Annotated in this window: 31 protein-coding genes; 30 read left to right on the forward strand and 1 reads right to left on the reverse strand. The window is 57.6% G+C overall.

Features of this window, described 5'->3' with window-relative positions; translation table 11 throughout:
* Positions 1–13 precede the first annotated feature (13 nt).
* From GYH29_RS10820 to GYH29_RS10895, 16 genes are all read left to right on the forward strand, one after another.
* Positions 14–1,348, forward strand: coding sequence for a DUF4055 domain-containing protein (locus GYH29_RS10820; RefSeq protein ID WP_161523709.1), 1,335 nt, complete (start codon positions 14–16; stop codon positions 1,346–1,348).
* Positions 1,345–2,361, forward strand: a complete 1,017-nt coding sequence (locus GYH29_RS10825; RefSeq protein ID WP_161523710.1) for a minor capsid protein — start codon at positions 1,345–1,347, stop codon at positions 2,359–2,361. The genes GYH29_RS10820 and GYH29_RS10825 overlap by 4 nt, the downstream gene beginning before the upstream one ends.
* Entirely contained in the window at positions 2,358–2,711 is a 354-nt protein-coding gene (locus GYH29_RS10830) for a hypothetical protein (RefSeq protein WP_161523711.1), read from the forward strand. Before GYH29_RS10825 ends, GYH29_RS10830 begins: the two co-directional genes overlap by 4 nt.
* Positions 2,712–2,809: 98 nt before the next feature.
* Positions 2,810–3,595, forward strand: coding sequence for a hypothetical protein (locus GYH29_RS10835; RefSeq protein WP_161523712.1), 786 nt, complete (start codon positions 2,810–2,812; stop codon positions 3,593–3,595).
* Between the two features lie 62 nt (positions 3,596–3,657).
* Complete coding sequence (locus tag GYH29_RS10840) at positions 3,658–4,602, forward strand: major capsid protein (protein ID WP_161523713.1); 945 nt, start codon at positions 3,658–3,660, stop codon at positions 4,600–4,602.
* A 45-nt stretch (positions 4,603–4,647) separates the two neighbouring features.
* Complete coding sequence (locus tag GYH29_RS10845; protein WP_161523714.1) at positions 4,648–4,977, forward strand: hypothetical protein; 330 nt, start codon at positions 4,648–4,650, stop codon at positions 4,975–4,977.
* 4 nt (positions 4,978–4,981) lie between these two features.
* Entirely contained in the window at positions 4,982–5,452 is a 471-nt protein-coding gene (locus tag GYH29_RS10850; protein WP_161523715.1) for a DnaT-like ssDNA-binding protein, read from the forward strand.
* A 1-nt stretch (position 5,453) separates the two neighbouring features.
* On the forward strand, positions 5,454–5,843 hold the full coding sequence (locus GYH29_RS10855) for a hypothetical protein (protein ID WP_161523716.1): 390 nt from the start codon (positions 5,454–5,456) through the stop codon (positions 5,841–5,843).
* 2 nt (positions 5,844–5,845) lie between these two features.
* Positions 5,846–6,232, forward strand: coding sequence for an HK97 gp10 family phage protein (locus GYH29_RS10860; protein WP_161523717.1), 387 nt, complete (start codon positions 5,846–5,848; stop codon positions 6,230–6,232).
* 2 nt (positions 6,233–6,234) lie between these two features.
* A complete protein-coding gene (locus GYH29_RS10865; protein WP_161523718.1) occupies positions 6,235–6,612 on the forward strand; it encodes a phage tail terminator-like protein in 378 nt (125 codons plus the stop codon).
* A 61-nt stretch (positions 6,613–6,673) separates the two neighbouring features.
* On the forward strand, positions 6,674–7,111 hold the full coding sequence (locus tag GYH29_RS10870) for a phage tail tube protein (RefSeq protein WP_161523719.1): 438 nt from the start codon (positions 6,674–6,676) through the stop codon (positions 7,109–7,111).
* Positions 7,112–7,114: 3 nt separating this feature from the next.
* A complete protein-coding gene (locus GYH29_RS10875; RefSeq protein WP_161523720.1) occupies positions 7,115–7,576 on the forward strand; it encodes a hypothetical protein in 462 nt (153 codons plus the stop codon).
* 47 nt (positions 7,577–7,623) lie between these two features.
* Complete coding sequence (locus GYH29_RS10880) at positions 7,624–7,905, forward strand: phage tail assembly chaperone (RefSeq protein ID WP_456298365.1); 282 nt, start codon at positions 7,624–7,626, stop codon at positions 7,903–7,905.
* Between the two features lie 149 nt (positions 7,906–8,054).
* Positions 8,055–8,390, forward strand: coding sequence for a hypothetical protein (locus tag GYH29_RS10885; RefSeq protein WP_161523722.1), 336 nt, complete (start codon positions 8,055–8,057; stop codon positions 8,388–8,390).
* A 159-nt stretch (positions 8,391–8,549) separates the two neighbouring features.
* Positions 8,550–8,813 (forward strand): type II toxin-antitoxin system Phd/YefM family antitoxin, encoded by a 264-nt coding sequence (locus GYH29_RS10890; protein ID WP_161523723.1) that lies wholly within the window; start codon positions 8,550–8,552, stop codon positions 8,811–8,813.
* Complete coding sequence (locus GYH29_RS10895) at positions 8,813–9,067, forward strand: Txe/YoeB family addiction module toxin (protein WP_161523724.1); 255 nt, start codon at positions 8,813–8,815, stop codon at positions 9,065–9,067. The genes GYH29_RS10890 and GYH29_RS10895 overlap by 1 nt, the downstream gene beginning before the upstream one ends.
* 60 nt (positions 9,068–9,127) lie before the next feature.
* Here the strand turns inward: GYH29_RS10895 and GYH29_RS10900 are convergent, their stop codons facing one another.
* A complete protein-coding gene (locus GYH29_RS10900) occupies positions 9,128–10,705 on the reverse strand; it encodes a hypothetical protein (RefSeq protein WP_161523725.1) in 1,578 nt (525 codons plus the stop codon).
* 45 nt (positions 10,706–10,750) lie between these two features.
* On the opposite strand from GYH29_RS10900, the gene GYH29_RS10905 reads away from it, so the two are divergent.
* The 14 genes from GYH29_RS10905 (at position 10,751) to GYH29_RS10970 (ending at position 25,929) form a co-directional block, all read left to right on the forward strand.
* Positions 10,751–11,041, forward strand: coding sequence for a phage antirepressor KilAC domain-containing protein (locus GYH29_RS10905; RefSeq protein WP_161523726.1), 291 nt, complete (start codon positions 10,751–10,753; stop codon positions 11,039–11,041).
* Positions 11,042–11,260: 219 nt separating this feature from the next.
* Positions 11,261–11,626 (forward strand): hypothetical protein, encoded by a 366-nt coding sequence (locus GYH29_RS10910; protein ID WP_161523727.1) that lies wholly within the window; start codon positions 11,261–11,263, stop codon positions 11,624–11,626.
* Positions 11,627–11,705: 79 nt separating this feature from the next.
* Positions 11,706–15,044, forward strand: coding sequence for a phage tail tape measure C-terminal domain-containing protein (locus GYH29_RS10915; RefSeq protein ID WP_161523728.1), 3,339 nt, complete (start codon positions 11,706–11,708; stop codon positions 15,042–15,044).
* A gap of 173 nt (positions 15,045–15,217) precedes the next feature.
* Positions 15,218–15,943: a hypothetical protein gene (locus tag GYH29_RS10920; RefSeq protein WP_161523729.1), complete on the forward strand. Its 726-nt coding sequence runs from the start codon at positions 15,218–15,220 to the stop codon at positions 15,941–15,943.
* Positions 15,944–16,411 (forward strand): type II toxin-antitoxin system VapC family toxin, encoded by a 468-nt coding sequence (locus GYH29_RS10925; RefSeq protein ID WP_161523730.1) that lies wholly within the window; start codon positions 15,944–15,946, stop codon positions 16,409–16,411.
* 68 nt (positions 16,412–16,479) lie between these two features.
* Complete coding sequence (locus tag GYH29_RS10930; RefSeq protein WP_161523731.1) at positions 16,480–16,845, forward strand: hypothetical protein; 366 nt, start codon at positions 16,480–16,482, stop codon at positions 16,843–16,845.
* A gap of 113 nt (positions 16,846–16,958) precedes the next feature.
* Positions 16,959–17,591 (forward strand): hypothetical protein, encoded by a 633-nt coding sequence (locus tag GYH29_RS10935; protein WP_161523732.1) that lies wholly within the window; start codon positions 16,959–16,961, stop codon positions 17,589–17,591.
* Between the two features lie 71 nt (positions 17,592–17,662).
* Entirely contained in the window at positions 17,663–18,139 is a 477-nt protein-coding gene (locus GYH29_RS10940; protein WP_161523733.1) for a DUF1833 family protein, read from the forward strand.
* Positions 18,139–18,516, forward strand: a complete 378-nt coding sequence (locus GYH29_RS10945; protein ID WP_161523734.1) for a hypothetical protein — start codon at positions 18,139–18,141, stop codon at positions 18,514–18,516. Before GYH29_RS10940 ends, GYH29_RS10945 begins: the two co-directional genes overlap by 1 nt.
* Positions 18,507–22,829: a host specificity protein J gene (locus GYH29_RS10950; protein ID WP_161523735.1), complete on the forward strand. Its 4,323-nt coding sequence runs from the start codon at positions 18,507–18,509 to the stop codon at positions 22,827–22,829. The genes GYH29_RS10945 and GYH29_RS10950 overlap by 10 nt, the downstream gene beginning before the upstream one ends.
* A complete protein-coding gene (locus tag GYH29_RS10955) occupies positions 22,829–23,197 on the forward strand; it encodes a hypothetical protein (RefSeq protein ID WP_161523736.1) in 369 nt (122 codons plus the stop codon). Before GYH29_RS10950 ends, GYH29_RS10955 begins: the two co-directional genes overlap by 1 nt.
* A complete protein-coding gene (locus GYH29_RS10960; RefSeq protein ID WP_161523737.1) occupies positions 23,194–23,412 on the forward strand; it encodes a hypothetical protein in 219 nt (72 codons plus the stop codon). Before GYH29_RS10955 ends, GYH29_RS10960 begins: the two co-directional genes overlap by 4 nt.
* On the forward strand, positions 23,405–24,271 hold the full coding sequence (locus GYH29_RS10965) for a hypothetical protein (protein WP_161523738.1): 867 nt from the start codon (positions 23,405–23,407) through the stop codon (positions 24,269–24,271). Before GYH29_RS10960 ends, GYH29_RS10965 begins: the two co-directional genes overlap by 8 nt.
* Positions 24,271–25,929 carry a hypothetical protein gene (locus tag GYH29_RS10970; protein ID WP_161523739.1) on the forward strand — a complete coding sequence of 553 codons (1,659 nt, stop codon included), beginning with the start codon at positions 24,271–24,273 and terminating at the stop codon, positions 25,927–25,929. Before GYH29_RS10965 ends, GYH29_RS10970 begins: the two co-directional genes overlap by 1 nt.
* The last annotated feature ends 265 nt before the right edge of the window (positions 25,930–26,194 follow it).

The following is a 26,194-nucleotide window of genomic DNA, read 5'->3' on the forward strand; positions in this document are numbered from 1 at the left end:
GCAAGCGCAAGCCATGTCTGACCCGAGCACCAAAAGCCAGGCCGTCAAATCCATGGCCGAGCATGATGTGATGATTAACGCCTTGATCGGCGGCACTAGCGGCATGCGCGGCGCCGGCAAGACGTTGTTGCCGGCGTTTCCTCTGGAAGAGGACGACGACTATCAGCGCCGCCTGCTGGCATCGACTCTGCTGCCGGCTTACACCGAAACGGTGGATCAAATGGTCGGGCGCGTATTCGCCAAACCGTTGCGGGTGGAAAGCGATCTGCCGCCGGCGCTGCTGGCCGACGTCGATCGTGAAAAACGGAACCTGCACACTTTCGCCCATGACGCCTTCCATCAGGCCTTCCATCGTGGCGTGGCCTATGTCCTAGTTGACCAGCAGCGGGTCGCGGACGGCGCAACACTGGCGGAAGCTCGGAGCGGGGGCGTCAGGCCCTATTGCGTGCTGATTCCGCGCACCGCCGTGCTGGGCTGGCGCGAACAGGATAAACAACTGACTCAGTTCCGCTTCTTGGAAAAGGTGAGCGTCAACGATGGGGAGTTCGGCGTGCGCGAGGAAAAGCAGATCAAGGTACTGGAGCCGGGCAAGTGTTCCATCTACCGCAATCAGGGCGGCAAATCAGGATGGATCTTGGCTGAGTCCTTCTCCATGGGCGTAGACACGATTCCGGTGGTGCCGATCTACAGCGAGCGCACTGGGTTCATGTGCGGCGCGCCGGCCTTGTTGGAACTGGCGCACCTGAATGTGAAGCACTGGCGCGAGCAGAGCGATCAGGATAGGTCGGTGCAGTTCGCACGAGTGAGGATGGCTTACATTGCCGGGGTGGAGGATGAGTCGCTGAGCATCAAGGCCAGCGCCGACGGCCTGATTCCTTTGCCCAGGGGCGACAGTATCGGCGTGGTGCAGGGTAGCGCGGAGTCGGTGACCGTCGGCCAGAATGCCTTGACCGCGCTGGAGGAGCAGATGAATACCGCCGGCGCCAAGTTGACCACCAAGTCGGTGTTGTCGATGTCGGATCGCCAGGCCGGCGAAGAGCAGGCCAAGATGATTTCCCGCTTGGCGGCCATGGGCGAGGCGCTGGAAGACGCCTTGGATCAGGTGCTGCAGTTGATTGCGGATTGGGCCGAGGTGAAGGAAGGCGGCAGCGTGCAACTCGGCGTTGAGCTGAAGGACTTGATGTCGGCCAGCAAGGTGGCGGTGAAGGACGTGATGGATATGCAGACGCAAGGCTTGCTCAGCAAGCAGTCCGCCTTCGAAATCTGCCAAACCCTGATTCCCGCGCTGGACGAGAAAACGTGGGAGGGTGAGCAGGCCCGCATCGAAACCGATGCGCCGACGCTATGATCACGCTGTTCGATACCGCGACAGAGCATCAGCTGGAGCTATTGCGCTATGACGCCGATGTGCGCGAACAGGTGGCCAAGCTGCTGCGGCAAGCCGGCATCGAGGTCGAGACCCTGATCAACGGCGTTCGCTTCGATCGCTTGACTGATTTCCAGTCGAGGCGAGCGCGCCAATTGCTGGCCCAGATCAAGGCGACGCTTGGACGTGGTTATGGCGAGATCGCCGAGTTGATGGATGAGCAACTCGCCGCGTTGGTGACGGTTCAGGCGCAGTGGGGCGTCGAGGCGTTGGCGCCGGCGCTGGGCATCTCTTTCGCCGGCCTGCCTGGTCCCGATGTGCTGGAAGCCCTGGCGCGCGGAAAGCTGATACAGGGCACGCTGATCGAGGACTGGTGGTTGCGTCACGAGGGCAGCATGCAGTTCCGCGGCGCCGGCATCATCCGCAGCGGAATCGTGAATGGCGCGACCAACGATCAGATTGCTCGTTCAATCCGGGACCTGTTCGATATTGCCCAGCGCGATGCAATGGCCCTGGTGCGCACCGCGGTCCAGTCGGTGGCGAACGAGGCCATGACCGGGCTGTATCAGGCCAATAGCGATATCGTGCAAGGCTATGTGGCGCTGGCCACGCTGGACAGCCGGACCACAATTGAATGCGCCGCGCGCAACCTGTTGCGATGGGACTTGGATGGCCGGCCGGACGGGCATTCGCTGCCGTTCCGCAAGCCGCCTTTGCATTGGAATTGCCGAACGGTGTTGCTGCCTTGGCTCAAGAGCGATGGAGCGCGCCTGGGCGGCGGACGTTCCAGCGACGAAGGCTATGTGGATGCAGATCTATCGTTCGACGCTTTCTTGAAGCGGAAAGACCGAAGCTATCTGGACCAGATGCTGGGCAGAGGGCGGGCCCAGCTCTACCTGGACAAGAAGCTGACTTTGATCGATCTGTTGGACCAGCGCGGCAACCGCCTGCCCCTGGACGAATTGAAGCGCAAGGCGGCAAGGATCAGGCGATGAATCTCAATAAGATGACGGAAGCCGAGTGGCAAGAATCGGAAGAACGGCTTGGCAGCCAATGGCGCGACGGCGAGCTGGCGCACCTGCAACTTGAGCTTGAGCATCCCTTGCTGTTCCATGATGTGCATGCCTTTGCCGAAAGATTGCACGTCAGCAAGTTGGAGTATTCGCGGCTGGCTTACTACTGCCTGGACCGCGGAGTGCCGGCGACGGAAATTGTGCCCTTGTTCTGGGGGGCTGCGGAGCAGGCCGGCGCCCAGTATCGTTTTGCCATCATGGAGATGGCGGATCGCTGGGGAGAGGGCGCCATCGTAAGCCACCTACTGCAGTCAAAGCCGTACGAGTCGTAAAGAAGAGCCCGCGCAAGCGGGCTTTGATGTATTCAGCCCTGGTGCTTGCCGGGGCTATTTTTTTGGGCGTAGCCCATCAACCCCGAAGGGAACACGGCGTGAAATTTCGAAATCAAGCAATCAAATATTACCTGCACGCGCCGGCCGGCGGCGAGGGCGGCGGCGCTGGGGCCGGCGGAACGGACGGCGGTGGCGGCGCAGGAACTGGCGGCGGAGAGGAGGGCAAGCCGGCTGCCGAATTGGCCGCATTGGAAAAAGAGCTGGCCGGCTTGCGCGCGGAGAACGCCGATCTGCAGGGTTCGCTCAAAACCCAGGCCGAGCAACTGGCGCGCTTCGACGGCATCGATCCGGATGCGGTGCGCAACATCCTGCAGAAGTTCGCCAACGACAAGGAAGCCGCGCTGATCGCCAAAGGCGATCTGGACACGGTGCTGGAGATGCGCACCGCGCGCATGCAGGAGTCGCACGACAAGGAACTGGAGGAGTTGAAGAAGGAGATCACGCGGCGAGACGATCAATTGGCGCGCGCAGAGCGCAAGGAGTTCCGCGGCGAAGTGGCTACCACCGCCAAGCGCTACGGTGCGATCGACGAAGCGTCGGAAGACATCATGCGGCGGGCAATGGATGTGTTCAAGTTGGATGAGCGCGGCGACCTCGTCGCAAAGGACGGCTCGCTGGACAGCAAGGGCAAGCCGCTGACCGTGGACTCCTGGTTCGCTGAGCTGAAAGACAAGGCGCCGTGGTTTTTCCCTGCGAAGGGTGGGTCGGGCACTGCCGGCGGTGCTCACGGCGCGGGCATGAAACGCTCGGAAATGAGCGCGGCCCAGATGCGGGAGTACATCTCCAAGCACGGCCAGCAGGCCTACCTCAAGTTGCCGCTGTGACCCAGGCGGTTCGTACCCCTTAAGCGCCCAAATCGGGCGCTTTTTATTTTGGAGACTCAGGAATGACTACGACCAACAAAGACATGGTGATTTACGACGATCTGGCGCAAACCGCCTATCTGGAGCGGATGCAGGATGTGCTGGAGGTGTTCAACGGCGCGTCCAACGGCGCTTTCGATCTGTCGAATGAAAACATCGTCGGCGACTTCCGCAAACAGGCCTTCTACAAGATCGGCGGCAGCATCGAGCATCGCGACGTCAATTCCGAAGGGCGTGTCGGTCCGAAGAAAATCGGCGCCAGCGAGATGGTCGGTGTGAAGGTGCCCTTCAAGTACGGGCCGTACTCTACCGCGGAAGAGGCGTTCAAGCGTCGTGGCCGCGATCCGGAGGAGTTCTCCGTGTTGCTGGGCCAGGATTACGCCGACGCGGTGCTGACCGGCTACATCCAGTATTCCACCGCGGCCTTGCAGGCCGCTATCGGCGGCAACAAGGAGATGGTGGCCAAGGCCAACATCGCCGTGGACGGCAAGAAAACCCTGACCAAGGGTTTGCGCAAATTCGGCGACCGCTTCAACCGCATTGCGCTGTGGGTGATGGACTCCAGCATCTACTTCGACATCGTGGACCAGGCGATCGCGGACAAAATCTACGAAGAGGCCGGCCTGGTGATCTACGGCGGCGCGCCGGGCACCTTGGGCAAGCCGGTGCTGGTGACCGACCAGTCGCCGCAGGATGTGTTGTTCGGCTTGCAGCGAGGCGCCATCAGCATCAACGAGTCCCAGCTCCCTGGCTTCCGCTCTTATCCAATCAACGATGGCGAGAACCTAGAAATCGGTTTCCGGGCGGAGGGCGTGTTCAATATGGACGTGATGGGTTACAGCTGGAAGGAAACCGCCGGCGCCAACCCGAACCTCGCCACGGTGGGGTCAAGCGCCAGCTGGCAGAAGCACGCTACCAGCAATAAGTCCACGGCTGGCGTTGTGATCAATTTGAATAAAGTGCCGTAATGGCGCAGGCGGCGAAAGCCGCCCGTAAGGCTTCAGGAGTTCAAGATGAAACTGATCTACACAAGCAGGACTGAGGGGTTTGAATCTGACGGTTTGTATCGAAACCCTAGTTATTTTCAGGGACCGGAAAAGGGCGTTTCCAGCGTGTTGGTGGAGGGGGAATGGCCTGAGATTGTTGATGCCTACGAGGCTTTGGACATCCCGGTTGAGGAGTTGTGGGAGGAGGCGCCTCAGCCGTACACCGACCAGGATGACCGGGGCGACGGTCTGATGCGGCCCGGCTCTCAGGCAGCGCCGATCCAGGCACCGCCCACCGCGAAGCCGCAGCGGGGAAGGCGTCCATCCACGGCCGGCGCGGGAACGGCTGAGGAATGAGGGCATGGCCTTAATCGTTGAGGATGGCTCCGGTCTGGCCAACGCCGAGAGCCTGGTTTCGCTGGATGAGGCGGACGACTATCACCTGGAGCATGGCAACGGCGCGTGGGGCGGCATGAGCATCGCGATGAAGGAGCGGCACCTGCGCTATGCGGCGCTCTACCTCTCCAGCATGTGGCAGTTCGCCGGCAAGCCGATCAAGGTACAGCAGGGGCTTGCCTTCCCGCGGACGCCCGCGGGACTGCCGGCGCGGGTCAAGACGGCTCAAATGGAACTGGCCCTGGTGGATGACCTTGCCGAATCCTTGGCCAGGGTCGAGCGCGGCATGGTGACTCGCAAACAAACGGAGTCGCTGGTGACCGACTATGCGCAGCCCATCATCAATCGAACGGCGGCCGCGCGCTTCCCGCTGGTCAACGCAATGCTGAAGCCTTACTTGGCCGCGGCCGGCCACATTAAGCTGATTCGGGGGTGAGATGGCCGACTATACGCAAGAGCGCGACGACGCGACCAGGCAGATTCGGGAGGATGGCGGCCCGGTCGTGCTGCGAGTCAGCCTTGGCCAGAACTATGTGCCAGGCAAGGGCATGGTCAGCCGCTGGCAGGACTTCGACTCCTTCGCGGTGTTTTCCGATTTTGGGTTTGTGGCTTCCGGGCAAACATTTGCTCCGGGCTCCACGATTCAGGTCGGGGACAAGAAGGCCTTGTTCGCGGTATGCGACGCGACGCCGGCGCCAGGGCATCTGCTGGTGGTGAAACCCAAGCCCGGTGATGAGGAGGATGTCTGGAGAGTGGTCAACATCAAATCCATACAGCCGGAACCGGGCGGCGTGTTCGTCATGCACACGCTGCAGCTCAGGAGGTAGCCATGTCCTTTGCCGTTGAGCTTGAACGTTTCGCCGATGGCGCCAAGAAGTCTCTAGACGCCAAATGCCGTGAAATCACCCTGCACCTGTTCCGCGGAGTGATCCTGAAATCCCCGGTCGATACCGGCCGGCTGCGCGGATCCTGGGGCGTTGGCGTGACGCCGACGCCTGGCCCGCAAGACAGCATGGACAAAACCGGCAGCCAGTCGCTGGGGCGGGTGGTGGCCGCGCTGAAGCCCGGCGTGTTTATCGGCGGCGGCATGATGACCTTGATGACGAACTTGCCCTACGCCCACCGCATCGAGTTTGACGGTTGGTCGCATACCAAGGCGCCGGCCGGCATGGCGCGGCTGGCCTTGGCCGAGACCGTCGCGAAATATGGGAGGTGACGATGGCGATTCGCCGCGCGCTGGAATCGCGCTTGCTGGCCTGGGCCGATGCGAGGGAGCTTCCGGTCGCCTGGGAAGCCGTGGCGTTTACGCCGCCGGCGGGCGCCTATCTGAAGGTGTTTTTGATGCCTGCCGAGCCGGTGAACATGGATCTCGACAGCGGCATCCGTGAGTACGGCCTGTTCCAGGTGTCGATTTGCACACCCAGCGGAGTCGGGCCGCAGCAGGCGGAAAGCCTGGCCGATGAATTGCGCGATGTGTTCGCCGTCGATGAAGTCATCGGCCCGGTCAGGATCAGTAAGACGCCGTATCGGTCGCCAGGCCTGCCTTCAGACACCCATTTCATTGTGCCGGTCACGATTCGCTATTCGACGATCTGACGCCGGCCTTGATAGACACAGACCCGCCAATTGGCGGGTTTGCTTTTTTGAGGACCAAGAGATGACTTCCAATGCCATTTCCGCCCAGAAATCCAAGTTTTACATCGAGTCCACGGGCACCGCTCCTGAGTTTGTCCAAATCAAGGAGGTCCAGTCCTATAGCGGCTTTGACGGCAAAGCCTCCGAAATCGACGTGACCACGCTGGATAGCGATGCGAAGGAGAAAAGGAAAGGTCTCGCCGACAATGGCGGCTTCCAGATCGAGGTGAACCGGGTTTACACCGATCCAGGCCAGACCCTGCTGGATGAGTCGCAATCGGATGAGGAGCCGAGGCGTTTCAAGCTGGAATTGCCTAACGGCTGGGTTGGGCTGTTCTCCGCCCTGGTGATGTCCTTCGACCTGAAGGGCGGCGTTGACGCGGTGATCAAAAGCACGGCCTCGCTGAGCATCACCGGCAAAGTGGAATGGCAAAAGCCGGGAGGGAAGAAAGGGGGATAAGCGATGGACATCAATGACGATTTACTGGTGGTGGGCGAGAGGACCCACGAATTTACGCTCAAGCACTATGTGACCGGCCAGGACACCAAGGTCAAGATTCAGGTGTTTTCCATCGAGTCGGAACAGGCCCAGCAGTTGCAACGCAAGCTGCACGACGACGACGTGGCCAGGCTGTCCGCGGCTAATGCCGCTGGCAGGGAGCGGGCGGATCCGCTGTCGTATCTGGAGCGCGAGCAACTGATTGTCAGCGTGGCCGTCGCGCGCACCGCCGGCTGGTCCGGCTTGACGGAAGACGGCTCTCCTTTCGCGTTCACTCCACAGAACGCTCAGCGGCTGTACAGCAAGGCCGCCTGGATCCGCGATGCGGTGATTAGCGAGAGCGCCAATCTGGGAAAATTCCTGCCGCCGCCTGCGGTGCCGTCAGAGCCTACGCAGAACAGGAATTCCGACTCGACAAGCGGCTGAAGGAAGGGAGTTCGCTGCGCAAGCAAGGCCACGTCAACAAGCTAAAGCTGCCCCATGAGGCGGTCTACTTGTGGGCGTGGTTCTGCGAGCTATCGGTAGGGCGGCAATACTCGGACAGCGGCCCGCAGGCTCTGGCATGTATGGAAATGGAGGCGTGGGCGCGTATCACGCAGCGCCGGCCGCGGGCATGGGAGTACGCCTTGCTGCGGCGGCTGGATGTTGAGTTCCTGTCCATCCAGGGGATGGACGAGGGCGAGTTCATGCTAGACGTGCTTGAAGACGATGAGGCGCGGTCGCGGGCGTTGATGGCGATGCTGGGTACTAGGTAGTTCAACGAGGTAGGTGTTTCTTCATATTGATTCTAACTAGGAATATTCAAAAATTCAAAAGCACCTCTGGCATAGCTAAATGCGGATTTCTGCATTTAAGCCAGTCATGCTAATTATCTATTTCTAGCAATCATGTGAAGGATATTGTAATGGCCGATATTGTTATGAGTAACGCCGTGGAGAGTGCCTTGAATGAAGGTGCATTAAGTTTTCAAGGTCAAAACGTGGCGGATTATAAGGCGGTTTCCGACAAGTTGCTTGCTGAATTGACTTTGACTAAACAGCCTGCGGCCCGTGCAGTGGGTTCTTGTTCGTGTTCAAATCCTGTTACTCAACAAAGAAGGACTGATGCATATAAGGCAGCTGCCCAGGTAAGAGATGCGGTAATCCAAAATGCTGGCCCGTTTAATTTCGTTGCAATCGCGGGCGCATGGGCCGCGTATGGAGCTGCTTGTGCAGTGATTGACCAAAGTGTTTGCGATTGAATAGAGAGGGTGGTTATTCTCCGTTTTACTGTTTATCGCTGCGTAAAATCACCCTGCTTTGGCGGGGTGATTCTCTTTTGTAGGTACTAGATGTCAACAAGCAATGCAAAGATTGTGCTATGATTTGTACAATCATTGTCGACTTAAGGGAGGCATACCTTGAAAGCGCTTACCTACAGCCACACCCGCCAGCACCTGGCCGAAGTCATGCGCCAGGTGAACGAGGACCGGGCGCCGGTGATCGTCACCACCCAGCGCGGTGAACCGGTGGTGATCATGTCGCTGGCCGATTACAACGCGCTGGAAGAAACCGCCTATCTGACACGCTCGCCAGAAAACGCCAAGCGTCTGACTGATGCAGCGGCAAGATTTCATAGCGGAGAGGCCAAGGAAAGGACTCTTCTCGAAGACGAGGGCGAGTGATGCAGATCAAGTTTGATGACCACGCATGGGAGGACTACCTCTACTGGCAGCAGAACAGCAAGCCCACCCTCAAGCGCATCAACGCCCTGATCAAGGACATCCAGCGCAACCCGTTTGAAGGGATAGGCAAGCCGGAGCCATTGAAGCACCAGTTCGCCGGCTTCTGGTCGCGCCGCATCGATGATGAGCATCGACTCGTCTACGCGGTCCAGAACGATGTGCTGACCATCTTGCAGTGTCGCTATCACTATTAAGAGTCGCTAACAAGAAATTGGCATCGCAGGTTGGCGTAAGTCTTGTAAGGTGCGCTGAAATTACATAATTTCGTATATCTTCGCGATTTGCTGATTGATGTAGTTAGTGAGTTTGTCTGTCGACATTATGGCAACCACGAGGGATACAAGAGAAATAATCGTTGCGCCAATCGCCACAAGTTCCATACGCGTTTGGGTTCGAATATTCTCTCTTGTGCTCAAGATTGTGGATACTTGTTCGAGGTGTTCGCGAGTTTCTTTCTCAAGACTTTGTGCCCGTGTGGCAAGGAATCGGGTTCGAGAACTGAGGGCTTCGGAGATTTCAACAGATTTTTCTTTTTCGTTCCAAGGTATGCTCTGAAATGCTGCACAGTAGTGGTTGTACGAAAAATCATTTTTAGATCTAGCAGTAAGTTCGGATGTTAGTGCTGGGATGCCAACCGATCTATCAAAAAACATCTGAATCTGTTCTAGACGCATTATGGTGCTTTTACGCGATTTCGTATCTACTGAGATCGAGGCAGGAGTGAGGCGAAGAAGGCGAACGGTCTCCAGAAGTGCAGCAATTGCAGCAAAGTTCACCATGATACCTTCAATGTGGTCGCTGACAAATGAAGCATGTGCTGCAATGCCGAAATACCCGTGAATTTTCAGATGATCTGCGGTGAGAAGACTAGTCTGAAGGTTAACTATGGCGTGATAGCGGAGGTCCCCGTCAGACTCGGGCCAGCACAGGGACAGTCCAGCACAATCCTTCAATGTCCAGACCTCTCTAGAAGCAAAGGGAGTGAGTAGTTCGGCCCACTTTTGTTCAGGATGCCTGACGAGCAGAGGTTCAAGATTAGTTGAAATGAGCTCGGAGGTAGGCAAATGGTTGCCATTGGGGGAGCTGGAGAAAAATCCGGGAAGGTGTGCTGCGAACCAATCGACAATCAAAGCTCTCGATCTGGTGCGAGCTAAGTCAACTGCCTGACGCTTGATGTGTTCTACGTTGTAGGAACGATACCCATCCTTAAGTGGTATATTTAATGTTCTTCGATCAAGGCTGAGCTCATCATGATACATATGGCCTGCAGGCTCTTTTAGAACAAAACAGATGATGATAGCAGTAATGGACGGTGAAAGCTGGTATATATAACCATGAGCATAATCTACCGATTCAGGAAGTGGAGCCACATGTTCCTTAAAATGAAATCGATTTTCCCCTGAACGTACAATCAGTCCGAGGTTAAAGCTACCTTCGGAACCATATGTACGCTGCTCGTTTATCCACCTAAAAACTCGGTCATCATTCCACCCTAGACGCTCAAGTGCTAAGTAGAGAGCGTCTACTTCAGCTGGACCAAAGATTTCAACCCCCCATAGGGCAATTTGCCGAAGTTGCTCGCCTGTAGGAACTTGCGTCTCAAGGTTGGTTTCTGTGTCTCGGTTAAAGAGGTGCGCTAGGCTCTTTCGGTATGGGGTGGGAACGAACTTAGGGAATCGGTAATGTAAGTGGCGCCAAATACGCCGGAAACTACGATTGATGGTGCTTCTGAGTTTGCGCCCATGCGAGGACAACCCCTTCTTGGGCTGGGACGGTGTTGTTGACTTGTCCATTGGAGTGGACTCTGCATTGGTCGGGGAAGTTTTGGGCATGAAGTGTTCTATGTTTGAATCGCTAACAAAACGCCTAATCCTATCATGCTCGCGCTCTCAGACGGCGCGCTGTGCTGGATGGATGCAGCAAAAGCGCTTGGAGTTCCGCTCGGAAAGTTCACCAGATACTTGGTCCGGATTGGCTGGGCTTACCGGCGCCAGAGCAATAACCGGCCGGTGGGGTATACGGTCAGAGAGCAGCAAGGGTTGGTTGTCCATCGCCCGGTGACCATCTACCACAAGAGCGGGGACGTTGAATCCTCCTCCCAACTGCTGATCACCCCTAAGGGACTGGCCAGGTTGGCGGAACTGATCGCAGCAGGAGATGTGGCATGACTTCTCCATCTCATGCAGGAAAAACCAAATAGTTCTAGCCTAATTAGTTGCAATTAATAGATTAAAACCCCGCGAGAGCGGGGTTTTTTGTGTCCAGCCAGTACAAATGGTCTGTTGCACAAATAAAACATAGTCTTGCGTAAGAGAACACGTTGGCTGTGATAGATGGGGCGGAAGTGATAGAGCTTCGGGCGTTACTACTTAACGTGGAAGAGTGTCATGAGCAATGTTGAGAAAACTTCAGTGGTGGCGGTGGTTGTCTCTATTTTTTTGCTGATTCTGATGATTGCATGGATGACCGCTACCTCATCGACAAGAGTTGCTAAAACAATATTGAAGAGCACCCTGTTTGATATTGATTCAGCAAAGTTTGAGAACGTATATTGGAATGATGGGCGTGACCATATATGTGGCTCTGTTAATGCCAAAAACAAAATGGGCGCTTATGTGGGGGTTCAAAGATTTGTTCTTCCATATTGGTCAGTAGCTGAGCGTGATTTTGATTTGTATGCCAGATTGACCAAGTTTGAGAATGATGATCAGGTTGAGTTTATTTCTGAGTGGAATAAATGGTGTGATAAATAGGTTCCTAAGTTTATCACGGCAAGTTAAGTGTTGAATATATTGGCTCCACATATGCGGGGTTTTTGTTTGGAGAAACAGGATGGACGTTGCCACCCTAATCATTAGATCAGATGCTAGTGATATCGAAAACAGCACTCGAGCCTTAAGCGATCTGTCTAGGATAGGCTCTGCTACAGAAAATAGCCTTGCCAGGATGGCGAGCAATATCGATGCTTCTCTTTCGAGGACAACGAGTATCGTCAAGTCGTTTGTTGTGGCGTACTCCGGGATGAAGTTGCTTGAACTCTCCAAGGAAGTGACCTTGGTGGCGGCTCATTACAATACCTTGGGTGTTGTAATGAATACCGTGGGCAAGAATGCTGGGTATTCAACCGTCCAATTGCAGCAGACGGAGTCTGCGTTGCGCCAGACAGGCATTTCCGCCTTGGAGTCCAGGCAGAACATCGCTCGAATGATTCAAGCCAACGTTGATTTGTCGCAGTCCACTCAGCTCGCGAGAATCGCCCAGGATGCGGCGGTGATCGGCAACCTGAATTCGTCCGAGTCGTATACCCGTCTTGTCTACGGCATTCAATCTGCTCAAACAGAAATTCTCAGAACCATCGGAATCAACGTGAACTTTGAGGCGGGCTACAGGAAGCTTGCCGCACAGTTGGGTAAAACGGCTGACGCTTTGTCTGAAACGGAGAAGATCCAGGCACGGGTCAATGAAGTGATGGAGAAGGGCAAGATGATCTCCGGCGCCTATGAGGCGTCGATGGGCGAGGCCGGTAAGCAACTGAACTCCATGAAGCGCTACGTGGATGACTTGAAAACCTCCATGGGTCAGGAGTTCATGGATCCATTTACCCGAGGGGTGACGAAGGCTACCGATGCTCTAAAGTTTTTGTCGGAAAACAGCGAGACCGTAGGGAAGACCCTGACGTGGGCGCTGGGAGGCGCGACGCTGCTTGCCATCAGCAAGACTTCCGGGGCTCTGGGTCAACTGGTCGTAGACACAAGCAAACAAGGGGTTGCTGCGCGCATTACTGCTACGGCAGCTTTGGAGGGAGCCAGGGCCGAGGCGGCGAATGCGGCGGCGGCTCTACGCAGCGCGCAGGCGAGTGCAGCTCTGGGGGGATCGCAAACTGCGTTGTCCGCGGCAAAAGCACGTAACACCGTGGCCACAAATGCCTTGACGGCGGCAACAAACAACTATGCCCGAGCGGCGACAATGGCGGGAATAGCGGCTCGGGGCGCCAGTGCTGCTCTGGCTGCTGTTGGCGGTCCTTTCGGCTTGTTTATCGCAGCGGCGGCGGTTGTTGCATACAACTGGGACAAAATCGCCGAAGCGGCGGGTGATGCAGCTGCGATTAGCGAGAACTCTGCTCGTCGAATATCCGCTGCGATGAGTGCCGCTGCAAAAGCGCCACTTGCGGCACTGCAAACAGAAATCGCCTTGGCGAAAAAGGGGATGGCAGAGGCGGATGAGGAGCTGAAAAAGGGCACGAAGCGAGTCTTTGATGGAACAGCTTACTACGAGATCCCATTGAGTCGTGATGAGCTAAATGCAATTAAAGCCAGAAACAATGCTTACCGAGAAAATTTATTGGAAGCCGAAAAGGCATATGGCATTGCCATGCCCAGGTCGATGGCTGAGGGTTTGAAGGGGGCGACATTTGACATCCGAATAGAAGATCAAAAGAGGTTTATTCGGGACAATCTCCGGCTACTGAGTGACTCGGCTGCGATGTCCAAAATGAAGGCTGGTACAAGGGAAGATCTTCTTTCCGGCGTTGAGGCTGCAAAAGCCAAAATCAAGGAGCTTGAGGATGAGCAGAAAAGAGCCGCAACCGGTGAGACATCGCTTACTAGGATTGCACAACTAAAAGGCAGTTACACCCCAGCCGCTGAGAAGATACGAGCGGATATTCGTGAGATTGAGAAGGCCGCGGCTGAAGGAGTGATCTCCCAAGAGGAAGCTGCCAAGTTGCTGGCCCAGGCCAACGAAAAGCTCAATAGTTCACTTCGCGGGGGCAAGGGTGGGCAAGGGCAAGGCGGGGGCAGTGAGCGACTGGCCAACATCCGCGCCGACATCACCAGCTTGCGCGAGTATCACGACAGCCTCACACAGCTTGGCGATGCGGCACAAAAGCTGACCGAAGGAGAAAAGCAACTCAACCGACTTCGCGCGCAACGGCAGGAGCTAGTGGAACCGTCCGCCGGAAACACCAAGAGCCAGGGAAACCGCGCCGCGGCGATTGTGATGCTTGACCGGGAGATTGCGCTGATCAAGGAGAAGGTCCATCTCGAAAAGTCCACTAGGGGGCTGGAAGTGTTGTATACGGACCTGGCGGACAGCACGGCGGGCGTCCGCGCGGCTGAGACCTATATCCAGCGGCTGGACACCTTGGGCCTTCGTGTTCAACGGCTGACCGACGCGGAGAAGAAGCTGCTTGAAGTCAAAGCCGAACGCGATGCCTTGATCAAGCAACCTGCGCCGGCCGATCCGGATGAGCTTAGGAGTCGAAACGAACGGCTCTGGCAGTTCGATCAACGGATTGAGGCGCGGCAGGGGCTGGTTGATATTGAGAACATGGCCACAGCGCGCAAGGCACTAGCGGAGGCCCGGGAGGAACTGGAGCGCTACAACGCCACGATGCTGATGTCGCAGGAGGGCAAGGAGCGGTACATCTACTTCCTGGAGAAAGAAAAGGAGGGTATTGCGACCCTGCCGGGAGAGTACGCGAGGTTGATTGCCGCCTACGACGAAAGCAGAGCCAAGGCGCGAGAGTTTACGACCGGCTGGAATCAGGCCTTGGCACAATATGCCGAGAACGTGGGAAACAAGGCCGCGCAGGGACAGAGGGCGTTTGAAACGGCCACGAATAGCATGACGGACATGCTGACCAAGTTTTTCATGACCGGCAAACTGGGTTGGCAGGATTTTGCCAATTCGGTGATCGAGCAGATCATCCATATCCAGATGCAGCAGGCAACCTTGAGCATGATTGGAGGCGGGCTCAGTCTGGACTGGCTGCCGAGCGGCCTGTTTGGCCCGTCGGTGATCGGCAGCGCCAAGGGCAATCTCTTCTATAGCGGCCAGGTGGTCCAGGCCTTCGCCAGCGGCGGCGCATTCAGCAACTCGGTAGTGTCGAGCCCGACGATGGCGCCCATGGCGCTGTTTGGCGAGGCGGGGCCGGAAGCCATCATGCCGCTGGCGCGAGATGGCGCCGGCCGGCTAGGGGTCAAAGCCCAGGGCGCGGGCGCCGAGGTCAATCTGGCCTTGAACGTCATCAACCAGTCCAGCCAACCGGTGAGCGCCTCGACTAGTCAGCCGCGGTTCGATGGCAGGCAGATGGTGGTGGATATCGTGCTGACGGATCTACGGCGTGGGGGGCCGGTGTCGCAGGGGATCAAGGCGATCGTCGGGAAGTAGGGGAAGACGGTTTAGCAATCTGGTGAGCCCGCCGAAATGGTGGGCTTTTTCATGGCTAGGAGGCTTGGGCTGCATGACGTATGGGCAACGCTTAAGCTGCAAAAGCTGTATTTTTCACTGGATCTGACATCAGTCAGTGGTCAGACGGTGTTTGGGAACCCTATAATCGGACCATGGCTACCTATGCACTTCGCCTAAAAGGCTTTACTCCTGAAACGCTCCCTTTGGAAAGGTTGAGCAAGTACCTGACAGCCCTGGCTGATCTAGTGGGGAAAGACGCGCCTATACACTTCGACAAAGTGTCGAAGGGAAGCGCAATGCTTAAGTTGGTCATATCCGATGACCAAGCTCACGCGCTTGAGTCTAGAGTACGGCTTGCTGCATTTGCCGAAGCTGGAAGTGAGCTTAAGAAGGCTTATGACCAGATCAATATGTTGGCGCGAGGCGACCAAACGACTGCTGAGTTTAAGCCGGTAAAAGGGGCTGTCATTCTCCAGTTTCCTGGGATCAACAAACCTGAGCCCCGTACTTACTCCGTAAAAGAGGATGGAGAAATCAACGGGAGGGTGATTCGACTGGGAGGCAAGGATAGTACCGTGCCAGTAGGTTTGCAAATGCCGGATGGAGTGGTGGTTTCTTGCACGGCCAGTCTTGATCAGGCAAAAGGTTTGAAAGTGTATTTGTTGGAGCCCATCGATATAGTTTTGAAGGGCAGCGGCAAGTGGGTCAGAGACGTTGATGGTGCTTGGGTGCTTGAAGAATTCAAAATAAGTGAATTTTTCCCATTGGTGGACCAAGGCTTTGATGAGCAATTGGCAAAAATCAGAAGTAAAGGTTCAGGATGGGGCGAGGTTGAAGATATAGATAAAGAGTTGCACTCCCTTCGCTATGGAGAATAAATGCCAACAGTCATTGATGCAAATGTGTTAGTTGCTCTCTTTTCTTCAAGTCGTGACGATTCGAAAACAAAAAGAGTCAATCATCTACTTGAGGAGATGCGCAGGCGGAGGGGGCGGCTTTATATTCCCACTCCTGCGCTATCTGAGTTCGCAGCAAAAGCAAGCGATGACGAAATGGATTTTATCCAAAATCAGGCAGCCTTCTATTCTGTGCCTTTCGATAAAAAGGCTGCGATAGAGTGCGGAGATTTGATTCGTGAGTGGGCCAAAGGCGAAGATAAAGAAGGTCGACATGAAGCAAAGTTCGACATACAAATCATCGCAATTCTTAAGGCGATTAATGCGGATACACTGATTACAAGTGACAAGCAATTAAAAAAAAGAGCGAGCGGACTAGGGTTTAAAGTGATGGATATTATGGATATACATATTCCTGAAGATGTGCAGGCAGATTTGTTTAGAGAATGAGTTGAAAAGAAAATTGCTGAAAGCCCACTGCTATAGTGGGCTTTTTTTTGCTTAAATGAGGAAGTGACATGTCGCTGCCAAAATTGCCTGCTCGCGTGCGTCTACTGTTGGCGGGGTATGGAGAAACCCTGGACTACGGTGTGCTGCGCTCGGACATGGAAGGGCCCATCGCCAAGCAACGACCGCGGTGGAGCTCTCCTGTGATCCAACTAGATGTGACGCTGTTGATCGAGGGGCTCCAGGCCAAACTGGATTTTGATGTCTGGTTCGACGATGCACTGGCCGGTGGATCGGGCTGGTTCCTCTATACGGATCCCATCAGTCGAGCACAAAGAAAAACGCGGTTCATCGGAGGGAAAGTCCGCCTAAACCCTGACTCAAAAGGACTATGGCGCGCGACGACACAGATTGAAGCTATAAATATTAGTCTGTGAACTGTGAATGTGCAGAAAATTTAAGCTGACATTAAGTACAGCCACGATGACGAACAAATCAAAGATATGTTTTGCTAAGAATATTCTAACAAGAACAACATAGGGCCTTGGCCATGAAGCTCCATCCTTTTTGGGTCATCAGCAGTGTGGCGGTGTTCATCGTTGGCTGTGAGAGCCTTTCTTTTAACCCTACTGTTCAGTGGCCATGGGCTAAGACTCAACCCTGTACGCCGACCAAACTTGTAAAGAACGCTTCTGGCGAAATCGGTGAAGCCTACCGCTGTAATTTGAATGACGCTATGCAAGCATTTCTTACTGCCAGCAAGTTTTGCCGTGATGTCCAAAACTACTATGAGAGCGGAGGAAAGCACAGCAGTGAGTATAAGTTTTGGGTTGGCACGGTTGGAACACTAGCCGGTGCAGTTGTTTCTCCGATCGCGCAAGGCACCGCCAAAAGTGCATGGTCGGGCCTCGCAGGTGCAACGAATGGCATTCAGACCTCGATGGAGCAGTCATTTTCCTCCGCCTTGAACGCCAATCGAATGATTGCGGTCAACAAGAGCTACGCCTCTGGTGCGAGTGAAATTGTGGATAGCTCAGGAACGGTGCTCCATAACGCAAGCGATAGCTCATATGAGCAATCCGTGTTTCGGTCAATCAAGATGGCCGCCGACTGCGCGATGAGCCCAGGGCTAGCGGACGCCAAAGTGCTGAATAACATCGCCTCCGGCACAACTGGCAAATAGTTCTTACCTAAATTTGTAGTTCTACAAACCCGCCATCGAGCGGGTTTTTTGCTTTTTGAAAGGGGGAGTCCATGGCGCGAGCCGTTTCACAAGCCGCGCGCGAGAACATCAATGCCACCAGCGCCGATGAGCCGCTGCTGATGCTCCTGGAAATCAGCCATCAGGATTTGGCTGAGCCGGCCCGAGTGGTCAACGACTCGATTCCGATCACCGTGGAAGGGCATGTCTTCGTGGCGTGCTCTTTTTCTTTCCAGTTGCCAGAAGAATCAGAGGGCCAGGTGCCGCAGGCGCAACTGGCGATCGACAACGTGGGCCGGGAGCTAACGCAGTGGATAGACGCATCGCAGGGCGGCGCCGGCTCGCAATGCAGGGTCATTCAGGTGCTGCGCAGTCAGCCCAAGATTCTGGAGTACGACATCACTTTGGACCTTTCCAACGTGGCGATGACGCCATTGCAGATCACGGCAACGCTTGGCTATGTGGATTTCCTGAACCAGCCGGCGGTGGCTTTGCACTACCGGCCGGAGACTGCACCGGGAGTGTTCTGATGCATTGGTCCGATCCTTACGTGGGCATGGAGTACGCGGCCGATGGCTTGAATTGCGCTGCCCTGGCTGAGCGGGTTGCCGGCGAAGTGCTGGGCCTGGCTGTCATCCTGCCAGATAAGCACCAGCGAACGCCGTTTGGCCGCAATGCACAAATTGCGGCCTGCAAGGAGAAGTTCGCGCAGCAGGTGACGGCGCCGGTGGATGGCCACCCGGTACTGCTGCTGGCGCGCGGCCGGCTGCAACACATCGGCGTGATGTGCTGGATTACCGGGGAGTGGTGGGTGTTGCACGCGGATGAAGGTTTTGGCGAGGTGGTGCTTCAGCGGCTGCGCTCGCTGTCAGGGTACGAGGTGGAAGGGTTTTACCAATGGAAATGACGATTCCGAACGCCGTCAGGCTGGCGTATTTGCCGCATCCGCTGTTGCTGGATGGCCGGCAACTGGTGCAAGCGGCGTATCGCCGTAATGAAACCCTGGGTGGCTATTGCCGGCGAGCTGGCATCGAGGTGGATGTCAAAGGGCACGCGGTATTCGTGAATGGCCAGGCACTGGCGCCGGAGTTCTGGCGCAAGTATCGGTTGAAGCAAAACGATATCGTGCTGATTCGGGCGGTGGTGCGTGGAGGCGGCGGCAAGGTTTTTCGCTCTGTCGCATTGCTAGCCTTGGCCTTCACCGCGCCATATCTGGCGGGCTTCGCCATGACGGGCACCTGGACCGCGATGAGCGGCGCCTTGGCCATAGGCATCATGATTGGCGGCTCCTTGCTGATCAACACGTTGTTGCCGCCGCCTAAGCCCCAGCTGGGAGCGTTTGGCCGCGGCGCTGAGCAGTCGCCGACATATTCCTTGACCGGCGCCCGCAATCGCCTGCGGCCGTTCGAGCCCATGCCCTTGGTCATGGGCAAGCATCGGATTGTGCCGGATCTGGCTGGCAAGCCCTATACGGTGTTTGAAGGGACGGAGCAGTTTCTGTATCAGTCCTTCCATTTCGGCCTGCAGCCCGAGTTGAGGCTTGAGGAGTTCAAGCTGGGCGAAACCCTGTTGAGCAGCTACCAGGATGTGACGGTATTCGAGGCTGGACCGGATGGCGTACTGCCGGCTGAATTTGGCAATGTCGATACCGAGCAGGGGCGTGAAATCAAGGCGGCGGATGGATGGGTAGAGAGGACGACAAGCCCTGACACGATCGCGATTGGAGTCGATGTCCAAGGCCTGGCCTATTTTGCCAAGGATGATGGAGGGATTGAAAGTAGATCCATCGAGTTTCAGGTCGAGTACCGTGTTTTTCCGGACGGGGCTTGGCGTAACTTCGGTAAGCGGACATTCACCTTGCACGGCCGAGGCGTCAATATCGCACGGCTGTCAATTTCCGAAGCGGTTCCCCGCGGTCAATACGCCGTCCGCGTCAGGAAACTAAGTGCGGATATGGATTCGAGCCGGGTCAAGAACCAGTTTGCGGTGGCTCAGATTCGCAGCCATCAATACGATGGCGCCGACTATGCCGGGCAGCGGCGGGTGGGGATCCGCATCAAGGCCAGCAACCAGCTCAATGGCACGATTGAAGAGTTGTCTGCAGTGGCCAGCTCTGAGATTCCAGTGTGGGAGAACGGACGTTGGGCGTCACGCACGACTTTGAACCCTGCCTGGTGGCTGTTGTGGTGGTTGCGAGGGCGGAGAGCGGCCAATAGGCGCCGGCTGTTTGGCGGTGGTTTGCCGGACAAACGCATCGACATCGAAAGCATCAAGAGCTTTGCAGCGTGGTGCGAGGCCAAGCGCTTAAGCTTTAGCAACGTGTTGGATAGAGCGCAGCCGATCAAGGAAGTGGCCGAGATGATTGCGCGCTGCGGCCGCGGACAGATGACCTGGCAAACGGGGCGCTACGGGGTGGTTTGGGATGCCGACGAACTTCCTGTGGTTGCGGTGTTCGGCCCAGCCAACATCAAAGCCAAAAGTTTCCGGATCAATTACCTGTCCGGCAAATTGGCTGACGAAATCATCGTCAATTTCGTGAACCAGTCCAAGGACTGGAAGCCCGATAGTGTCAGGGTGGTGGTTCAAGGCGTGGAGGATCCGGCGAATCCCGCCACGCTGGACTTCATCGGTTGCACCGACGCGGACATGGCGGGGCGCGAAGCTAGGCTGCTGGCCGCATCGCAGGCCTTGCACCGACGACGCATCAGCTGGGAAACCGATATAGAGGGCATGGTCGCCGGCAAGGGCGACGTGGTGTTGCTCTCGCACGATATGGCCAGTTGGTCATTTTCAGGCCGGCTGCTTGGCGGAAGCCGCCAGGAATTGCGATTGGACAAAAAGGTGCCCTTGGGCGCCACGGCTTATGTCGGCATCCGCTTTCCCGATGGCCGCTACTCGACATACCGGGTCAAGGGAGGCGGCGGTGAATCTGCGTTGCTGCGCCTGCGTGATCTGATCCCGGCCAATGACGAGGAGGGGCCGCTGCCGGTGCCGGACGAGTCGCCCGATGCGGTCGCACTGGATTGGCTGTGGTTCTATGATCCGGCGACCCAGCCTGGCCGCAAGGTCAAGATCATAGACGCCAAGCCACTCGACAACGGCGATATCCAGTTCACCGCCTGCGACTATTTGCCGGAGTACTACGCAGCGGAAAAGGGCGACTTCGTCTATGTGCCGCCGCGCCCCAATCGCCCGCCTCTGATCGGCTATCTGTCCCTGACCGAATCGAGCCGCATCAATGCCAGGCAGCAGCGAGTGCCTACGATGCAAGCCACCTGGCCGCCGGTGCGCGGGGCGACGCAGTACCGCTTCCGCTGGCGCCGAGAGGAAGGCGTCTGGAACGAGGCGCTGACGGGTGATACCCAGTATGTGGCGGATGTCGACCCGGGCTATCACGAGGCCTCCATTGCCCCCTTGTTTGCCGATGGCGGCATCTCCAGGCCCGCATTCGCCCATTTGGCGGTGAAAGCCATGGGCGAGCCGCCGGCGCCGCCGCAGTCCTTCTATGCGGTGGGCGACCTGATGCTGATCGAACTGGCCTGGCAGTATCCGCCGGTAGTGGATATCGCGGGCGTCGAGTTGTTCGGTCAAATTGGCGATGGGCCTAAGGTGCGTTTGACTTCCTTGCCGTTTCCTTCTGACCGCTGGACGCATATCGGCCTGTCTGTCGGTGTGACGGTGGATTATGAGCTGGTGTTGCTGGATGGCTGGGGCAACCGCTCTGCGCCGGTCAAGGCCAGAGCCAGCACCGAGAAGGACCCGGCCAAGTTGCTGGAGCTGCTGAAGGGCAGTATCGGCGGCGGCCAGTTGACGGAGGAGTTGCAAAAGCCGCTTGGCAAGTTGCCGCAGATTGCCAATGCCGCCAATTCGGCATTGCAGGCCATCGCCGAGCAAATGCTGACGCTGGATGATCGCGATGCCACGCATGGCCGTAACTATGCGATTGCGCGGCGCGAGATCAAAACGCTGAACACTGATCTGTCCAGCGAGGCGTCGGAGCGTCTGCGCTTGGCCGCCGCGCTCGATGACAGCCGCGCGGACTTTCTGGAGGAGAAGAAGGCAACGGCCACAGAGCGCGAGGCGCTGGCTGCGGACATCAAGTTGTTGCGCGCCAGTCATGACGATGGTGTGGCCGCGTTGAAGCGCGAGGAACAGACCAGGGCGAATGCCGATGAAGCGCTGGCCAGGGCGGATGAGTTGCTGGGCGCCCGACTTGGGGATAACGAAGCGGCTCTGCAACGCGAGGTTGAGGCCAGGGTGAATGGCGAGAGCGCCACGGCCAAAAGCCTGGAGGCATTAGGCGCCAAGGTGGGTGCGAACGAGTCGGCGATCCAAACGGAAAGGGAGGTCAGAGCCAACGAGGTCGGCGCGGTGGCGCGCTCGGTCGAATCGCTGCAAGTCACGGTCAACGGCAACACTGCGGCGATTCAGGAAACCAGCCAAGTCGTTGATGGCATGCTTGCGGAAAAAATCCTCAAGGTCACCGCCGGCGACAAGATCGCCGGCATGGGACTGCGGGCGGATAAAGATGGGTCAAGAGTCGATTTTCTGGCCGACAAGTTCGCGGTGTCGCTGCCGGATGGTAGCGCCAGCCGGCAAATTTTCACTGCCGGCAGCGTCAACGGTCAGCCGGTGGTGGGTATCGATGGCGATCTTATCTTGCGCGGCACCATGTCCGGGGACCGTTTGATTGCGAACTCGGTGGAGGCCGACAAAATCGACAGCCGCCGGCTAACGATCAAGGACCCCACCGGCAACGTCGTGGTGGATTTCAACGGCATGGGCGCGCACAAGATCAATGGCCAGCTTAACGCCGGGCAGATCGACACTCGCGGTCTCACGGTGCGGGATGCAGCCGGCAACATCATTCTGGATGCAGGGGGGATGCATGGCACCTACATCAAGGATCTGACGATAGGTACGTTAAAAATAGCTGAAGGCAGCTTAAGTTGGATGCATCGTTGGAACAGGGTGCAGTGGTCTTCATTTTATACGCCATACTCGGCAGCGCTTATCATCATGTTTAAATTTAGTTGGTTTGGAGGTAAGGAAAATCCAATCCAACTTTTGGTGGATGGTGCTGAGGTTATAACTGGAGTTCACGGCGACGTTTTTTCATTAATTTACCCTGTTTCCGCAGGAACACACTCAATAAGCACGTCGCCATCTGGTAGCATTATTTGGCTTGAGTATCTTAATGTCATTGGAGTGATGAGGTGATGAATTTCAATATTCCATATGCAGAAACGGATGAGCAAGGCAGAATCATTTCATGGGGTGACTTATCGCCTCACACATTTTTGCACCAAATCAACCCAAACTACGTTTTTGCTCCAGGGTTAATTTCACCAGATCTGCAATATATAGACAACGGGGTTATTAAGGAACGGCCGTCAATGGATATTCGCCGGGATGGCTGGCAGTTTTTTGGTCTGCCGCAGCCCTGTGAAGTTTGGATCAACAACCAGCACTATGAAGTTGAAGACGGAGCGCTTGAGATTAATCTGCCGCAGCCGGGTTTGTATCAGGTTCGGCTTAGCGCTTGGCCTTACCGTGATGTTGAACTGAAACTGGAGGTAACCGGGTGAAGACGATTACCCACGTGGATCCCTATGCCGAACGCCGCCGTGGGGCTTACCCAGAAGTCGGCGAGCAATTGGACGCGATCTGGAAAGCGCTGGCGGAGTTGCCGAGTTTGCCGCCGGACGCGCTGGAGATGTTGGAGCGCATCCGACAAATCAAAACCACCTACCCGAAGCCCCGCGACAGCGGGGCTTCTGCATTGGAGGCCGTCCATGACTGAGGCACCCGAGATCTGGACCCGGATTGCCGGCGACCTGGCGCGCATGCAGCAAGTGTGGCTGATGACGGTCGGCGGCATGCGCGACGTGCTGCTCAGCGACGAGGCGATGGCGACGCTGATCGACGAACTGGGCGAGGCCAGGGCGGTGATCACCTGGACCGGCATTCAGAACACGATGAAAGACGGCTTGGCCGCGATTGAAAAAGCCGCGGCGATATTGGGCGATTCCGCGTTGCTGGAAGCCAGCGCCAAAGCAGCGGCCGCCAGTGCCGAGCAAGCCACGCAGGTGTCCGCGGCGGCAGTGGCGAAGCTGGCCGAGGCCGAGGCCTTGATTGCACGCGCCAACGCCGCGATTGAGGAGGTGCGGCGCGAAGCCGCTGCCGCGCTTCTTATCGCCGGCCAGGCCCAGGGTGATGCCAGCGCCGCGCTTGAGCAGTTGAGTGCGCTGGTCGAGCAATGCACGGACCTGGACGCCGCCGGCAAAGCGCTGAGCGCCGCGCTGGCGGTGGAGCGCGGACGTATCGACGCCCTGGAGAGCGTGGTCGCCGACTTGCTGCGCCGCGAGCTGCGCGCCAGTTTTGTCGGGGAGCTGGAGGACGCGGTGTCGCCGGTGCCATGGGAGCCGCGCAAGGGTGGGCGCCTGCTGGGCTTGCGCGCCTGGATGGGGGCGGCGTCGAGCGCAATGGTGGCGGTGACCTTGCTGGACCGCGGCGAGCCGGTGGCGGCGCTGAATCTGCCGGCTGGCCAGCGCTATGCCGAGTTGCCGCTGGATGCCGCCATCGGCGCCGGTAGCAGCTTCAAGGTGGCCGTGTCCGCGCGTGACGGCAGCGATTTGATGTTGATCCTGGAGTATGTGTAATGCCTGAATTCAAACGCATCCGCAATGGTGCGGAACTATGCCTGCTGGAGCATCGCGGCATGCTCTACATTGACGGCGAAGCCTATCGCGTCAGCGATTTGGCGCTGGTGCCGGGGGCGCCGACGCCGCAACGCGCTTGCGCGATGGGCGCCCCGGTCTCGGTGTATGCGGCGAGCCTGGTCACCAAGCGGGTCTATCATCACGGTTTCATGCAAGCCGGCGTGGATTTTTACACCTCGGACTGGGACGCCATCAACGCCGGGCACTCTTCATTTGCCGCGCGCTACCTGGACGCCGGCAGCGATCTGCTGTTGGAAGGCTATTACGGAGCGGCGGCCAATGCGCAGCAGTTGTTTCGCTACGATCCGGTGACGCTGGCGATCAAGGGCAGCGTTGGCCAGACCTACGTCAATGGCGGCGGCGTGCTGTTCATGGGCGCGCTGAAAGAAGGGCGCTATCTGTTCCGCTACCTGAACAATAGCGAAACCATGTCCGGCATGTATTTCGACCTCGTCAACGCCGGCAGCCGTAATCTCGCCGGTCTGTTTCCGGGCACCAGCAACTCCAACCCGGTGACGACGGTCGGCGTGCTCGGCAGCAGCGACAACAATTTCTTCTATCACCAGATCAGCCGCAGCAACTACCAGGACACGATCTCCATCTACCGCGTTGACCTCGCGACCTCGGCGGCGGGTCTGCTGGTTACCCTGAAAATGCCGGGCGCCGGCGGCGGCGCGGCTGGCCAGGGTTGTGCGCTGACTTGGCCGTCATTGGCCTGGCGCAGCGGCGCCGACGAGCTGGCCAGCTACTGCCTGGTCAAGTCGGCGGACAGCACTTCCATCGCCAGCATCACGCTGACCGAGATCGAAACCGCAACGCCCAAAGCCGTAGCCGGCGCGCCGGCCATCGACTGGTCCGCCAGCGGCGGGGAGCCTGCCTGGTATCGCGGCGCGATGCGCGCCGGCATGGCGACTCGCTGCATGCGGGTCACGCACAACGATGGCAAGACCTACCTGCTGTGCGCGGTGTATGAGCGCAAGGCGGCGACAGTGGGCGAGCCCGGCGCCTATGTGGTGTATTCCTTCGAGATTCTGGCCAAGGACGCACTGCGTTACATCGGCAAACAAAGCCTAAGCGCCAAGCCACGCGGCATCCTGAGCGCCGACGACACCGGGCAGCGCTTCGCCGTCGTCTACGATCATGGCGTTGAATTGTGGGCGTTGCTGGCCGGCGGGCAATTGCTGCAGGGGCCGCTGCACGCTATAGACCGCGCTTCGCCTGGCGGCGACCTGGCGTTTGATGGCGCTGGCAGGCTTTGGTATCTGGAGTGCGCCGGGAATCCGCTGATGCCGGCCCAGGGGCAGCCGGTGCTGTCCTATATCCCACCCTTGGGCGACGCCCATCAGGTAGTGATCCGCTTCGCACAAGCAAGCTACGCCTTTAACGGCGCGCCGATCAAGACAACGCTCAGCATCGAGGTGTTCGACGCCAGCGGCCGCCGCGTGGCAGTGCCGGTGGCGTTGAAAGCGAGCGGGCCGGCCTTACAGTTCAAGGATGGCAGCCAGCAGGCCAGTGTAGAGAGCAGCGCGGATGAGGCGGTCACGGTGGCGTGCAAGATCGTGGCGCCTGGGCAACTGACCGTGATGGGGTCCGCATGATGGCGGCCATCGTCAGAGTCACGGTCCAGGTCTCGCCTCCAAGCATTGCCGCGGCGGTGAGGGTGAATGCTGCGGCGTCGGTGAGTGTTGGCGGGGCTGTTTGCGCGCCGCTGGTCCATGCCATCGGACCGGGACGGCCGGCGGTGAAGGGTTTTTGCCTTGGGTTCGCGCTCGACGACCGCGCAGGGCGGCAAGCTGGGGAGTCCAGCGGCAGCGCATTGGTGGAGGTTGTGCAGCAAGGTTGGGGCGGGCAGGGGCGAACACT

It is taken from the genome of Chromobacterium haemolyticum (genome assembly GCF_009936155.1).
In the GTDB taxonomy this organism is placed as follows: domain Bacteria; phylum Pseudomonadota; class Gammaproteobacteria; order Burkholderiales; family Chromobacteriaceae; genus Chromobacterium; species Chromobacterium haemolyticum.

Excerpts from the sequence above, each read along its gene's own strand:
- GYH29_RS10875 (WP_161523720.1), top strand. The coding sequence starts at position 7,115 with ATGGACATCAATGACGATTTACTGGTGGTGGGCGAGAGGACCCACGAA.
- GYH29_RS10860 (WP_161523717.1), top strand. The coding sequence starts at position 5,846 with ATGTCCTTTGCCGTTGAGCTTGAACGTTTCGCCGATGGCGCCAAGAAG.
- GYH29_RS10885 (WP_161523722.1), top strand. The coding sequence starts at position 8,055 with ATGGCCGATATTGTTATGAGTAACGCCGTGGAGAGTGCCTTGAATGAA.
- GYH29_RS10830 (WP_161523711.1), top strand. The coding sequence starts at position 2,358 with ATGAATCTCAATAAGATGACGGAAGCCGAGTGGCAAGAATCGGAAGAA.
- GYH29_RS10850 (WP_161523715.1), top strand. The coding sequence starts at position 4,982 with ATGGCCTTAATCGTTGAGGATGGCTCCGGTCTGGCCAACGCCGAGAGC.
- GYH29_RS10840 (WP_161523713.1), top strand. The coding sequence starts at position 3,658 with ATGACTACGACCAACAAAGACATGGTGATTTACGACGATCTGGCGCAA.
- GYH29_RS10845 (WP_161523714.1), top strand. The coding sequence starts at position 4,648 with ATGAAACTGATCTACACAAGCAGGACTGAGGGGTTTGAATCTGACGGT.
- GYH29_RS10920 (WP_161523729.1), top strand. The coding sequence starts at position 15,218 with ATGGCTACCTATGCACTTCGCCTAAAAGGCTTTACTCCTGAAACGCTC.
- GYH29_RS10870 (WP_161523719.1), top strand. The coding sequence starts at position 6,674 with ATGACTTCCAATGCCATTTCCGCCCAGAAATCCAAGTTTTACATCGAG.
- GYH29_RS10855 (WP_161523716.1), top strand. The coding sequence starts at position 5,454 with ATGGCCGACTATACGCAAGAGCGCGACGACGCGACCAGGCAGATTCGG.
- GYH29_RS10925 (WP_161523730.1), top strand. The coding sequence starts at position 15,944 with ATGCCAACAGTCATTGATGCAAATGTGTTAGTTGCTCTCTTTTCTTCA.
- GYH29_RS10910 (WP_161523727.1), top strand. The coding sequence starts at position 11,261 with ATGAGCAATGTTGAGAAAACTTCAGTGGTGGCGGTGGTTGTCTCTATT.
- GYH29_RS10930 (WP_161523731.1), top strand. The coding sequence starts at position 16,480 with ATGTCGCTGCCAAAATTGCCTGCTCGCGTGCGTCTACTGTTGGCGGGG.
- GYH29_RS10940 (WP_161523733.1), top strand. The coding sequence starts at position 17,663 with ATGGCGCGAGCCGTTTCACAAGCCGCGCGCGAGAACATCAATGCCACC.
- GYH29_RS10900 (WP_161523725.1), bottom strand. The coding sequence starts at position 10,705 with ATGCCCAAAACTTCCCCGACCAATGCAGAGTCCACTCCAATGGACAAG.
- GYH29_RS10935 (WP_161523732.1), top strand. The coding sequence starts at position 16,959 with ATGAAGCTCCATCCTTTTTGGGTCATCAGCAGTGTGGCGGTGTTCATC.
- GYH29_RS10820 (WP_161523709.1), top strand. The coding sequence starts at position 14 with ATGTCTGACCCGAGCACCAAAAGCCAGGCCGTCAAATCCATGGCCGAG.
- GYH29_RS10915 (WP_161523728.1), top strand. The coding sequence starts at position 11,706 with ATGGACGTTGCCACCCTAATCATTAGATCAGATGCTAGTGATATCGAA.
- GYH29_RS10970 (WP_161523739.1), top strand. The coding sequence starts at position 24,271 with ATGCCTGAATTCAAACGCATCCGCAATGGTGCGGAACTATGCCTGCTG.
- GYH29_RS10895 (WP_161523724.1), top strand. The coding sequence starts at position 8,813 with ATGCAGATCAAGTTTGATGACCACGCATGGGAGGACTACCTCTACTGG.
- GYH29_RS10955 (WP_161523736.1), top strand. The coding sequence starts at position 22,829 with ATGAATTTCAATATTCCATATGCAGAAACGGATGAGCAAGGCAGAATC.
- GYH29_RS10965 (WP_161523738.1), top strand. The coding sequence starts at position 23,405 with ATGACTGAGGCACCCGAGATCTGGACCCGGATTGCCGGCGACCTGGCG.
- GYH29_RS10945 (WP_161523734.1), top strand. The coding sequence starts at position 18,139 with ATGCATTGGTCCGATCCTTACGTGGGCATGGAGTACGCGGCCGATGGC.
- GYH29_RS10950 (WP_161523735.1), top strand. The coding sequence starts at position 18,507 with ATGGAAATGACGATTCCGAACGCCGTCAGGCTGGCGTATTTGCCGCAT.
- GYH29_RS10905 (WP_161523726.1), top strand. The coding sequence starts at position 10,751 with ATGCTCGCGCTCTCAGACGGCGCGCTGTGCTGGATGGATGCAGCAAAA.
- GYH29_RS10865 (WP_161523718.1), top strand. The coding sequence starts at position 6,235 with ATGGCGATTCGCCGCGCGCTGGAATCGCGCTTGCTGGCCTGGGCCGAT.
- GYH29_RS10825 (WP_161523710.1), top strand. The coding sequence starts at position 1,345 with ATGATCACGCTGTTCGATACCGCGACAGAGCATCAGCTGGAGCTATTG.